Here is an 11,800-nt window from a genome sequence, read left to right on the forward strand (position 1 = left end):
TCGAGAGGGTCGTCGGTTTCCAAGACGGCCTTGCGTTTTCGTACTCGGAAATCGCGTCTACCTGCCGCAATGTCAGTCCGATGTCGTCCAGACCTTCGAGCAGACGCCACCGCGTGTAGTCGTCAATAGCGAACTGCACCACAGTGGTTCCGGCCGTCACGGTCCGCTTCTCGAGATCGACTTCGAGCTCGAGGCCGGGCTGCTGTTCGATGAGCTTCCACAGCAGTTCGACGTCGGCCTGCTCGACCTGAGCGGCGAGCAGGCCCGCCTTTCCGGCGTTGCCGCGGAAGATGTCGGCGAAGCGCGACGAGATCACGACGCGGAATCCGTAATCGGACAAAGCCCACACGGCGTGCTCGCGCGACGACCCGGTGCCGAAGTCGGGGCCCGCCACGAGAACCGAGCCGCGGTCGAACGGCGGGGTGTTGAGCACGAACGACGGATCGGTGCGCCAGCCGGCGAACAGGCCGTCCTCGAATCCGCTACGGGTGACGCGCTTCAGGTACACCGCCGGGATGATCTGGTCGGTGTCGACGTTCGAGCGGCGCAGCGGAACACCGATGCCCTTGTGAGTAGTAAAGGCTTCCATCGAGAATTCTCCTTCGGTCCCTTGACCTAGTCCAGATCCGCCGGGGCGGAGAGCTTGCCGCGCACCGCGGTCGCCGCCGCGACCGCCGGCGACACGAGGTGGGTGCGGCCGCCCTTGCCCTGGCGTCCTTCGAAGTTGCGGTTCGACGTCGACGCCGAACGTTCGCCCGGCGCGAGCTGATCCGGGTTCATACCCAGGCACATCGAGCACCCGGCCTGACGCCATTCGGCGCCCGCCGCAGTGAAGATCTCGCCGAGGCCCTCGGCCTCGGCCTGGGCGCGCACCCGCATCGAACCGGGCACGACGAGCATCCGCACCCGGTCGGCGACCTTGCGTCCCTTGAGAACATCGGCGACGGCGCGCAGGTCCTCGATGCGGCCGTTGGTGCACGAACCGACGAAGACGGTGTCGACGGCGATCTCACGCAGCGGCATGCCGGGTTCGAGATCCATGTAGCGCAGCGCCTTCTCGGCGGCCAGGCGCTCGGTCTCGTCGGCGATCTCCTCGGGCACCGGCACGTTCGCACCGAGCGGGGCACCCTGGCCCGGGTTGGTCCCCCACGTGACGAACGGGGTCAGCGACGCACCGTCGATGTGGACCTCGGCGTCGAAAACGGCGTCCTCGTCGGTACGCAACGCATCCCACGCGGCGACCGCCGCGTCCCAGTCCGTGCCCTGCGGGGCGTGCGGACGGCCCTTCAGGTACTCGTAGGTGACCTCGTCGGGCGCGATCATTCCGGCGCGGGCGCCCGCCTCGATCGACATGTTGCAGATCGTCATCCGCGCTTCCATGGACAGCTTGCGGATCGCCTCGCCGCGGTATTCGAGGACATAGCCCTGACCGCCGCCGGTGCCGATCTTCGCGATGACGGCGAGGATCAGGTCCTTGCCCGTGACGCCCTCGGGCAGTTCGCCGTCGACGGTGATCGCCATCGTCTTGAACGGGCGCAGCGACAGCGTCTGCGTCGCCATCACGTGCTCGACCTCGCTCGTGCCGATACCCATTGCCAGGGCACCGAATGCGCCGTGGGTGGAGGTGTGGCTGTCGCCGCACACCACCGTCATGCCCGGCTGGGTCAGACCGAGCTGCGGGCCGACGACGTGCACGATGCCCTGATCGATGTCGCCCATCGGGTACAGCCGGACGCCGAATTCCTCACAGTTGCGGCGCAGCGTCTCGACCTGGGTGCGCGAGACCGGATCGGCGATGGGCTTGTCGATGTCGACGGTCGGGACGTTGTGGTCCTCGGTCGCGATCGTGAGATCGGGACGCCGCAGCCGGCGTCCGGCGAGCCGCAGGCCGTCGAACGCCTGAGGACTCGTGACCTCGTGCACGAGATGCAGGTCGATGTAGATCAGATCCGGCTGCCGCGCCGAGCCCTCTCCCTCACCGCGCACGACAACGTGCTGATCCCACACCTTCTCCGCCAGAGTTTTTCCAGCCATCTTCTCCACCTGTCGTACGTGACGAACGCGGTTGCCGGTTCTCGGGGCTGTGACCGGGCCGCGTATGGTGCCGTCCCCGCCCGTCGGTACATGGGTTATGCTTCCCAGTATGCGAGACGGAGGTATCGACCTATGAGACAGCATAGCGGCATCGGAGTGTTGGACAAAGCGATGTCCGTGCTGCACGCGGTGGCCGAGCAGCCGTGCAACCTCAACGAACTGTGCTCCCGCACGGGCCTGCCGCGCGCGACCGCGCACCGGCTGGCCGTGGGCCTCGAGATCCACCGGTTGCTCACCCGGGACAGCGACGGCCAGTGGCGTCCCGGACCGGGCCTGGCCGAACTGTCCGCCGGGGCCGGCGATCCGCTCGTGGAGGCCGCCTCCCTCATCCTGCCCCGGCTCCGCGAGATCACCGGGGAGAGCGTGCAGCTGTACCGGAGGGAGGGCACCCAGCGCGTGTGCGTCGCCGCCCTCGAGCCCCCGACGGGCCTGCGCGACACCGTCCTCGTCGGCGCTCGGCTGCCGATGACCGCCGGGTCGGGCGCGAAAGTTCTGCTCGCATGGGCGGATGCCGCCACCCAGAGGGCGATCCTGCCGGACGCGGCGTTCGGTGAACGCGTCCTCGCGGAGGTACGTCGCCGCGGGTGGGCGCAGAGCGCCGCCGAACGCGAACCGGGCGTCGCCTCGGTGGCTGCACCCGTGCGCGACACGTCCGGGACGGTCGTCGCGGCGGTCTCCGTGTCCGGCCCCATCGACCGCATGGGCCGCAAGCCCGGCGCCCGCTGGGCGTCCGATCTCCTCGCCGCCGCGGAAGCACTCCACAAGCGGCTCTGAAGGATTCCCCCGCCGCACCGGTGGTGACAGCCGGGCATGACGCATGACACAGTGCTGTCCCATGGGCATAAAACAACGCGCACAGATCACCATGACGGACGACGAAGTCCAGGACTTCCTCGACCGCAGCCGTGTCGCCAACATGGCGACGCTCGGGCCGTCGGGCACACCGCATCTCATCGCGATGTGGTACGCGCTGATCGACGGTGAGATCTGGTTCGAAACCAAGGCCAAGTCCCAGAAGACGGTGAACCTGCGGCGCGACAACCGCATCACCGTGCTCGTCGAGGCGGGCGACACCTACGACCAGTTGCGGGGCGTGTCGATCGAAGGCCGCGCCGAGATCACCGACGACCACGACACCCTCTTCGCGGTGTGCCGCAACGTCTGGGAGCGCTACACCGGTCCGTACACCGACGAGATGCTGCCCGCCGTCGAGCGGATGATGCACAAGCGCGTCGCGGTGCGTGTGGTGCCGGACCGTGTCCGCTCGTGGGATCACCGCAAGCTCGGCATGCCGGCGATGCCCATCGGTGGCACGACGGCCCGGTACCTGTAGGCACTCGAAAATCGGGCGACAGGGCTCCCGCGCCGCGATAGATTCGTTCGCGTCCAGACCGGCCGACCGGAGGGAGATGTCATGAGCGACACGTCCAAGGACCGGATCAAGGAGCAATTCCGGGCGGCGCTCGAGCGCAAGAACAGCCGCGCGGGCCGGGGCACCGCCCATCTCGACGCGGATTCGAAGGCGCACGGTCCGCATGCGACCGCCGATCATCACCGCGAGTTCCGGCGCAAGAGCGGATAGCCGGTACCGACAACGAGGAAGGCCCTCCGAGCAATGCTCGGAGGGCCTTCGCTGTACCCCCGATGGGATTCGAACCCACGCTACCGCCGTGAGAGGGCGGCGTCCTAGGCCGCTAGACGACGGGGGCCTGGACCATCTTCATTTCTTCAGAGAAGAACACCCATCGATCCGGGGATCGATGGGCAGTTCATGGTACCCCCGATGGGATTCGAACCCACGCTACCGCCGTGAGAGGGCGGCGTCCTAGGCCGCTAGACGACGGGGGCCTGAGAACTTCTTCTCTGGTTGCTTCCCGGAGGAAGCTCAGCCAGCTTAGCTGGCCGAGACGCTGTGGGCAAACCACCGCATCTCAGCTGGGGTACCAGGACTCGAACCTAGAATGGCTGAACCAGAATCAGCTGTGTTGCCAATTACACCATACCCCATTGGTTTGTTCCTTCGGCCTGCCCTGCGGGCGTCTGTGGCCTCCGTTCCGAACCGAGAGAAAGATTAGCACCAACCCCACCACGAACTACAAATCGCCTGGTCAAGAGCATGAATTGCCCCTCGGAGCCGTGCGGAACGATCCCCCGCAGACGACTCGGCCCGCCACCTTCCGGGTGGAGGGTGGCGGGCCGAGCCGGGACCGGCGAGATGGTCAGGCGATGCCCGCGCGGGCGGAGCGCAGGCGCGCCAGGGTCACGTCCCGGCCGAGCAGTTCCATCGACTCGTACAGCGGCGGGCTGATGTGCGATCCGGAGACGGCGACACGCACCGGAGCGAACGCCTTACGCGGCTTGAGGCCCAGCTCCTCGATGAGAGCGGCCTTGAGCGCTTCCTCGAGGTTGGCGGTCGTCCACTCCCCCACACCGTCGAGCGCGGCGATGGTCGCGTCGAGTACGGGCGCGGCGTCCGCACCGAGATTCTTGGCGGCGGACGCCTCGTCCACCGTGAACCCCGACTCCGGGACGAACAGGAACTTCAGCAGGTTCCAGGCGTCGGACAACACGACGATGCGGGTCTGGACGAGTTCGGCGGCCGCGGAGAACCGCGCGTCGTCGACGTCGGCCGTGATGTGGCCGTGCTCGATCAGGAATGCCTTCAACCGCGCCGCGAAGTCCGCGGGCTCGAGCAGGCGGATGTGCTCGGCGTTGATCGCGTCGGCCTTCTTCTGGTCGAAGCGAGCGGGGTTCGAGTTGACCTTCGAGATGTCGAACGCGGCGACCATCTCGTCGAGCGAGAACACGTCGCGGTCCTCGGCCAGGCCCCAGCCGAGCAGGGCGAGGTAGTTCAGCAGACCCTCGGGGATGAACCCGCGGTCGCGGTGCAGGAACAGGTTCGACTCGGGGTCACGCTTGGACAGCTTCTTGTTGCCCTGTCCCATCACGAACGGCAGATGCCCGAACTCCGGCGTGAAATCGGCCACACCGATCCGCTGCAGCGCCTCGTACAGAGCGAGCTGCCGCGGCGTCGACGAGAGCAGGTCCTCGCCGCGCAGCACGTGGGTGATGCGCATCAGCGCGTCGTCGACGGGGTTGACGAGCGTGTACAGCGGGATGCCGTTGCCGCGGGTCAGCGCGAAGTCCGGGACCACACCCGCCTTGAACGTGGTTTCACCGCGCACGAGGTCGTTCCACGTGAGGTCGTGGTCCGGCATGCGCAACCGCACCACCGGCTTGCGTCCCTCGTCGAGGTAGGCCTGCCGCTGCTCGGGCGTCAGGTCGCGATCGAAGTTGTCGTAGCCGAGCTTGGGGTCGCGGCCGGCAGCCTTGTGCCGCTCCTCGACCTCCTCGGGAGTCGAGAACGACTCGTAGGCCTCACCGGCCTCGACGAGCTTGGCGACGATGTCGAGGTGCAGATCCCGTCGCTGGGACTGCCGGTACGGCTCGTACGGCCCGCCGACCTCCGGTCCCTCGTCCCACTGGAGGCCGAGCCAGCGCAGGGCGTCGAGGATCGCCTGGTACGACTCCTCGGTGTCGCGGGCTGCGTCGGTGTCTTCGATGCGGAACACGAAGGTGCCGCCGTGGTGGCGCGCGAACGCCCAGTTGAACAGGGCGGTGCGCACCAGGCCCACGTGCGGGGTTCCGGTCGGGGACGGGCAGAATCGAACGCGTACTTCGCTGCTGGTCATGGCTCACTCTGGTAGAGGGATGAAAAGTCCCTACCAGGCTAGTCCTCCCCGCCGCGGCGGCAGAAGCGAAGTGCGGTGGTCACTCGCCCTTCGCGACGACCGGATTGGTGAGGGTACCGATCTTCTCGATCGTCACCGACACGGTGTTGCCCGGCTCGATGGGGCCGACACCCTCGGGGGTTCCGGTGAGGATGACGTCACCCGGGAGCAGCGTCATCACGGCGGAAACCCACTCGATGAGCTTCGGAATGTCGTGGATCAGCAACGAGGTTCGGCTGCGCTGACGCTCCCGCCCGTCGACCTCGGCGGAGATCTCGAGGTCGGAGGCGTCGAGGTTCGTCTCGATCCACGGACCGAGCGGGCAGAACGTGTCGTGCCCCTTGGCGCGTGCCCACTGGCCGTCCTGCTTCTGGTGGTCGCGGGCGGACACGTCGTTGGCGATGGTGTATCCGAGCACGACGTCGAGCGCCTTCGCGGCGGGCACGTCCTTGCACGGCCGGCCGATGACGACGGCGAGTTCCGCCTCGTGGTGCACGAGCGAGGTGTTGCGTGGGATGACGATCGGGGCGCCGGGGCCGATGATCGAGGTGTTCGGCTTGAGGAAGATCACCGGCTCCTCGGGCACCTCGTTGCCGAATTCCGCGGCGTGCGCGGCATAGTTGCGTCCGACGGCGACGACCTTGCTCGCGAGGATCGGCGCGAGCAGGCGGACGTCGGCGAGCGGCCAGCTACGGCCGGTGAACGTGGGCGTCCCGAAAGGGTGCTCGGCAATCTCTTTCGCGATCGCGGAATCGGATTCGCCTTCGATGCTGACGAAGGCGACACCGTCGGGGCTGGCAATTCGACCAAGGCGCATGACGCGCAGTCTATCGGTGCGCCCACGCTCACCCGGCGCCCCCGTCGATCCGGGTGTACCGTTTGTTCATTGTTTCATACTTCGAGATATGTTCCCAGATAGTGAGACACGATGGAAGTTGTCGCCGACATCGGCCGGAAACGGTGGCTGATCCTGGCCCTGGGAGTGCTGGCACAGACCGTGCAGGCCACCGTCGTCAACGGCACGGCCTTCCTCATCCCCACCCTCCACACCGAGCACGGCCTGGACCTCGCGCAGGCCGGAACCCTGGCCGGCGCACCGATTCTCGGAGGGGTACTCACACTCGTCGCATGGGGGGCGATCGCCGATCGCTTCGGTGAGCGGAACGCCCTCGCCGCGGGTCTCGGCATCGCCTCCGCGGCGACGGCTGCCGCCGCGACGACCACAGCCCCTGGCGCACTGGCGGTTCTGCTCGCGGCCGCGGGAGCGGGCGCGGCCAGCGCCAACGCCGCCAGCGGGCGCGTCGTCGTCGGCTGGTTCCCGCAGGCACAGCGGGGTCTGGCGATGGGCATCCGGCAGATGTCCGTTCCGCTCGGAATCGCGTTGGCCGCCATGATGATGCCCCCACTCGCCCGCGATCACGGAATCGGTTGGGCGCTGGCATTTCCCGCGATCATGTGCGGCGTGGGAGCGATCGCGTGCGCGGTCGGAATCATCGACCCGCCGCGGCCGGATCGGGACACCGCAGCCGACAACGGCTTGCTGGACAATCCATATCGCGGCTCGCGGACACTGGCGCGCATCCACGGCACGTCGATCCTGCTGGTGGTCCCCCAGCAGATGGTGTGGACCTTTGCACTCGTGTGGCTGGTCACCGACCTGGACTGGACCGAGACGAGCGCCGGACTGGTTATCACCGCGTCCCAATTCCTCGGCGCGATCGGTCGTGTGATCGTGGGCGTGTGGTCGGACCGGACCGGCAGCCGGATGGGACCGCTGCGGATCGTTTCGATCTCCGTCGTCGTATCGATGGCGGCGCTGGCCGCCACCGCCTGGTTCGCCTCCCCCACCGCGGTCGTGATGCTGCTGGTGGCGTCGGTGACGACCGTTGCACCGAACGGACTGGCGTTCACCGCGGTCGCCGAGCTGGGCGGGCCGTTCTGGGGTGGTCGTGCACTGGGCATCCAGAACACCGGGCAGTTCGTCACCGGCGCGGCTGTCGGTCCCGCCTTCGGAGCGTTGATCGGCGCCGTGGGATTCCCGATCGCCTTCGCGATCGCAGCGATCGCACCGCTCGCGGCCGTGCCCCTCGTCCCGCGGGACGAATAGCCGCCGTTCCCACGGAACGAACAAGGGTCCCTCCGCCGGCCGCCCGCCGGAGGGACCCTTTCTCCGAGCACTGCCGGAAAACGCTGTCTCAGAGCGCTGCCGCGATCCGATCGCCGACCTCGCCGGTCACGATGGGGCCGGTGCCGCGTGCGGCGAGATCCGCCTCGACGGCCGCTTCGATGCGGGCCGCGTCGTCCTCACGACCGAGGTGACGCAGCAGCAGGGCCGCCGACAGGATCGCCGCGGTCGGGTCTGCGATTCCCTTGCCGGCGATGTCCGGGGCGCTGCCGTGCACCGGTTCGAACATCGACGGGTTGGTGCCGGAGGCGTCGATGTTGCCGCTGGCGGCCAGGCCGATGCCACCGGTGACCGCACCGGCCAGGTCGGTGATGATGTCGCCGAACAGGTTGTCGGTGACGATGACGTCGAACCGGCCGGGATCGGTGACCATGTAGATCGTCGCGGCGTCGATGTGGCAGTACGCCGTCTCGACCTCCGGGTACTCGGCGCCGACCGTCTCGACCGCGCGGGTCCAGATGGCCCCGGCGTTGGAGAGCACGTTCGTCTTGTGGATGAGCGTCAGGTGCTTGCGGCGGCTCTGCGCCAGCTCGAACGCGTAGCGCACGACGCGCTCGGCGCCGAACCACGTGTTGATCGACACCTCGGTGGCGATCTCGTGCGGGGTGCCGACGCGGATAGCGCCACCGTTGCCGGTGTACGGGCCTTCGGTGCCTTCGCGAACCACGACGAAATCCATCTCCGGGTTACCGGCGAGCGGCGACGCCGTTCCCGGGTACAGCCGCGACGGACGCAGGTTCACGTGGTGGTCGAGAGCGAACCGCATGTTCAGCAGCAGTCCACGCTCCAGGATGCCGGGGGTGACCGACGGGTCGCCGATCGCGCCGAGCAGGATCGCGTCGTGTTCGCGGATGGCGGCGAGGTCCGCCTCCGGCAGGAGTTCACCGGTGGCGTTGTACCGGCGAGCACCGAGGTCGTATTCGGTGGTCTCGAGGTCGGGCACGAGCTTCCGCAGCACCTTCAGTGCTTCGGCCGTGACCTCGATACCGATGCCGTCACCGGGGATGACCGCAAGCTTCATGGGCTCTACTCACTTCCTTGTGCGACGGTGGCCGCGACCGTGCAGACGGTCGCGGCCACCGGGGGGTGAAGCACGGGATGGATCAGGACAGATCGACCTGCGCGACGCGGGCGTCGAGCTTCTCGACGATCTGGGCGACCTCGGCGTCGCCGACCACGCGGTCCACGCGCAGGATGACGGTGGCACCCGACCCCTCGACGTCCTGGCTCAGCGCAGCGGCCTGGATGTCGATGGACGCGTTGCCGAGGATCGTGCCAAGGATGCCGAGCACGCCCGGACGGTCCTCGTAGTGCACGATGATGTTGTGGCCCTCGGCGCGCAGGTCGAAGCTGCGGCCGTTGATGTTGACGATCTTCTCGACCTGCTGCAGGCCGGTCAGCGCACCCGCGACCGCGGTGACGGAGCCGTCGGCGGCCACGGCACGCACCTCGACGGCGCTGCGGTGCGTCTGCGCCTCGCTGTGCTTGTCGACCTCGACGCTCACGCCGCGCTGCTCGGCGAGCTGCGGAGCGTTGACGAAGGTCACGGCCTCGTCGCTGCTGGCGGAGAACAGGCCGCGCAGAGCCGCGAGCCCGAGGATGTCGACGTTCTCGGCGGAGAGCTCACCGCTGACGACGACCTGCACGTTCTGCACGGCCTCCGGCGAGAGCGTGCCGGCGAGCAGGCCGAGCTTGCGGACGAGCTCGAGCCACGGTGCGACCTCTTCGCCGACCGGGCCGCCGGAGACGTTGACGGCGTCCGGCACGAACTCGCCGGCCAGGGCCAGCAGCACGCTCTTGGCGACGTCGGTGCCGGCGCGGTCCTGCGCCTCGGCGGTGGAGGCACCCAGGTGCGGGGTCACCACGACGTTGTCCAGCTCGAACAGCGGCGAGTCGGTGCACGGCTCGGTGCTGAACACGTCGAGGCCGGCGCCGCGAACCTTGCCGGAGACGAGCGCGTCGTGGAGCGCGGCCTCGTCGATCAGGCCACCGCGGGCGGCGTTGACGATGATGACGCCGTCCTTGGCCCGGGCCAGACGCTCGGCGTTGATCAGGCCGGCGGTTTCCTTCGTCTTGGGCAGGTGCACCGAGATGAAGTCGGCGCGCTCGACGAGCTCGTCGATGTCGACCAGCTCGATGCCGAGCTGCGCGGCGCGCGCGGCGGGCAGGTAGGGGTCGTACGCGATGACCGTGGTCTCGAAGGCGGCGAGGCGCTGCGCGAAGAGCTGGCCGATGCGGCCCAGGCCGACGACACCGACGGTCTTGCCGAGGATCTCGGTGCCGTTGAAGCTCGAGCGCTTCCAGGTCTTCTCACGCAGGGTGCGGTCGGCGGCCGGGATCTGACGCGCGGTCGACAGCAGCAGCGAGACGGCGTGCTCGGCGGCCGAGTGGATGTTCGAGGTCGGCGCGTTCACGACCATGACGCCACGCTCGGTGGCGGCGGGGATGTCCACATTGTCCAGGCCGACACCGGCGCGGCCGACGATCTTGAGCTTCGTCGCGGCGGCGAGCACCTCGGCGTCGACGGTGGTGGCGGAACGGACGAGCAGGGCGTCGGCGTCGGGCACAGCCGCGAGAAGCGCGGGGCGGTCCGGGCCGTCGACCCAGCGCACCTCGACACCGTCGCCGAGCGCATCGACGGTCGATTGCGCGAGCTTGTCGGCGATCAGGACAACGGGACGGCCATTCTGGCTCACGTGCGAACTCCCTGTGGTTGATTGTCTGCGGGCGTCGACGGCGCGCACACCCTTCTCGGCACGCGGCACAGCCGTGACAGCGTCGAGTTTAGAACCCCCTACCTCCGCGTGGGTGCGCGACCCGGGGTTGTCCTACCAGGTGGTACGAAACGCCTCGATCGGTGTGATGCGACTCCCGGCGCACGTCGGAGGTGATTTCGATTACGCCGGGCCGGCGGGAGCCCTCGAGTTCGTCTCGTATGCCCGAATCCGATTTCACGAGAAATCGCTCGCCCGGTGCATGATTCGCGAAATCTCGGTCGAGTGTTGTTCTCGCGCTGGATGTTTCACCGATCAGTACTGTCCGGTTCGCCGGCCGCGCGTCGCTGTTCCCGGAACGCGGTGACCGCCGCGCGCACGGTCGGGTGAAAGTGTGTCGCGTCGAACCGATCCCCCACCCCGAACTGCACCAGTTTGTCCTTGATGGGGCCTTTCATCGCCGCGAACGCCAACCGGATTCCCTTGCTCGCCAGATAGCGGTCCAGGTCGACGAGTTCGTCGACGGCGGTGGTGTCGAGGCCGGTGATCGGTTCGGCGGCGATCACCACCCACTCGACGGGCGTCGGCGCGTGCGCCACCAGTTCCCGCACGTGGCGGTCGAGGAGATCACCGTTGGCGAAGAACAGCGGGGCGTCGAACCGCGCGATCACCAGTCCCGGAATCCGATGCCCCTCGGGATGCCGGGTGATGTCGTGGAGGCCCGGAACCCCGTCCAGTTCCACCAGTTCCGTGCGATAGGGCTGCCACGCTCGGACCACGACCGTCAGCAGGGACAGCCCGATAGCGACCAGGATGCCTTCGAGCACCCCGACGAGCGCGACTCCGAGGAACGCCGCGTCGTGACCAGACCCCGCACGTCGATGAGCGCCGCCGCCGCGACCAGCACGACCGCGGCGAGCGCGGCCTGCGGCAGGTACGCCGTCAGACCGGGCACGAGCAGCACGAACGCGAGCACACCGAGGGCGCCGACGACGCCCACGAGCTGGGTCCGCGCACCGTTCTGCTCCGCCACCGGTGTCCGGGAAGAACTTGCGGAGATCGGGAATCCGCCGAAC

General features: G+C 68.3%; 10 protein-coding genes, 3 tRNA genes and 1 pseudogene. 4 read left to right on the forward strand and 10 right to left on the reverse strand.

Annotated elements, in window-relative coordinates; translation table 11 throughout:
* Nucleotides 1-589: 3-isopropylmalate dehydratase small subunit (gene leuD / locus I0Q12_RS29575; RefSeq protein WP_197257335.1), on the reverse strand; the 589-nt coding region annotated here is incomplete at its 3' end.
* A 26-nt stretch (nt 590-615) separates the two neighbouring features.
* Complete coding sequence (gene leuC, locus I0Q12_RS29580; protein WP_197257337.1) at nt 616-2,034, reverse strand: 3-isopropylmalate dehydratase large subunit; 1,419 nt, start codon at nt 2,032-2,034, stop codon at nt 616-618.
* A 132-nt stretch (nt 2,035-2,166) separates the two neighbouring features.
* Here leuC and I0Q12_RS29585 point away from each other — a divergent pair, with 132 nt between their 5' ends.
* The 3 genes from I0Q12_RS29585 (at nt 2,167) to I0Q12_RS29595 (ending at nt 3,676) form a co-directional block, all read left to right on the forward strand.
* The gene (locus I0Q12_RS29585; protein WP_197257338.1) at nt 2,167-2,868 is read left to right on the forward strand and encodes an IclR family transcriptional regulator; all 702 of its coding nucleotides are present in this window, start codon (nt 2,167-2,169) and stop codon (nt 2,866-2,868) included.
* Nucleotides 2,869-2,929: 61 nt separating this feature from the next.
* On the forward strand, nt 2,930-3,427 hold the full coding sequence (locus tag I0Q12_RS29590; protein ID WP_197257339.1) for a pyridoxamine 5'-phosphate oxidase family protein: 498 nt from the start codon (nt 2,930-2,932) through the stop codon (nt 3,425-3,427).
* An 81-nt stretch (nt 3,428-3,508) separates the two neighbouring features.
* A complete protein-coding gene (locus tag I0Q12_RS29595; protein ID WP_197257340.1) occupies nt 3,509-3,676 on the forward strand; it encodes a DUF5302 domain-containing protein in 168 nt (55 codons plus the stop codon).
* Nucleotides 3,677-3,730: 54 nt separating this feature from the next.
* On the opposite strand, the gene I0Q12_RS29600 is transcribed toward I0Q12_RS29595, so the two are convergent.
* From I0Q12_RS29600 to I0Q12_RS29620, 5 genes are all read right to left on the reverse strand, one after another.
* Nucleotides 3,731-3,803 (reverse strand) — tRNA-Glu (locus I0Q12_RS29600).
* A gap of 63 nt (nt 3,804-3,866) precedes the next feature.
* A tRNA-Glu gene (locus tag I0Q12_RS29605) sits at nt 3,867-3,942 on the reverse strand.
* An 87-nt stretch (nt 3,943-4,029) separates the two neighbouring features.
* A tRNA-Gln gene (locus tag I0Q12_RS29610) sits at nt 4,030-4,101 on the reverse strand.
* A 212-nt stretch (nt 4,102-4,313) separates the two neighbouring features.
* Entirely contained in the window at nt 4,314-5,786 is a 1,473-nt protein-coding gene (gene gltX / locus I0Q12_RS29615) for a glutamate--tRNA ligase (RefSeq protein WP_197257341.1), read from the reverse strand.
* Nucleotides 5,787-5,865: 79 nt separating this feature from the next.
* Nucleotides 5,866-6,642, reverse strand: coding sequence for a fumarylacetoacetate hydrolase family protein (locus I0Q12_RS29620; protein ID WP_197257342.1), 777 nt, complete (start codon nt 6,640-6,642; stop codon nt 5,866-5,868).
* Nucleotides 6,643-6,753: 111 nt separating this feature from the next.
* Here I0Q12_RS29620 and I0Q12_RS29625 point away from each other — a divergent pair, with 111 nt between their 5' ends.
* A complete protein-coding gene (locus tag I0Q12_RS29625) occupies nt 6,754-7,932 on the forward strand; it encodes an MFS transporter (RefSeq protein ID WP_197257343.1) in 1,179 nt (392 codons plus the stop codon).
* 88 nt (nt 7,933-8,020) lie between these two features.
* On the opposite strand, the gene I0Q12_RS29630 is transcribed toward I0Q12_RS29625, so the two are convergent.
* From I0Q12_RS29630 to I0Q12_RS34315, 3 genes and pseudogenes are all read right to left on the reverse strand, one after another.
* Nucleotides 8,021-9,031 carry a 3-isopropylmalate dehydrogenase gene (locus I0Q12_RS29630; RefSeq protein ID WP_197257344.1) on the reverse strand — a complete coding sequence of 337 codons (1,011 nt, stop codon included), beginning with the start codon at nt 9,029-9,031 and terminating at the stop codon, nt 8,021-8,023.
* 82 nt (nt 9,032-9,113) lie between these two features.
* Nucleotides 9,114-10,706, reverse strand: coding sequence for a phosphoglycerate dehydrogenase (gene serA / locus I0Q12_RS29635; protein WP_197257345.1), 1,593 nt, complete (start codon nt 10,704-10,706; stop codon nt 9,114-9,116).
* A 326-nt stretch (nt 10,707-11,032) separates the two neighbouring features.
* A pseudogene (locus tag I0Q12_RS34315) lies at nt 11,033-11,800 on the reverse strand (SulP family inorganic anion transporter); the annotation flags it as partial.

This window comes from Rhodococcus sp. CX, from assembly GCF_015865005.1.
Taxonomy (GTDB): domain Bacteria; phylum Actinomycetota; class Actinomycetes; order Mycobacteriales; family Mycobacteriaceae; genus Rhodococcus.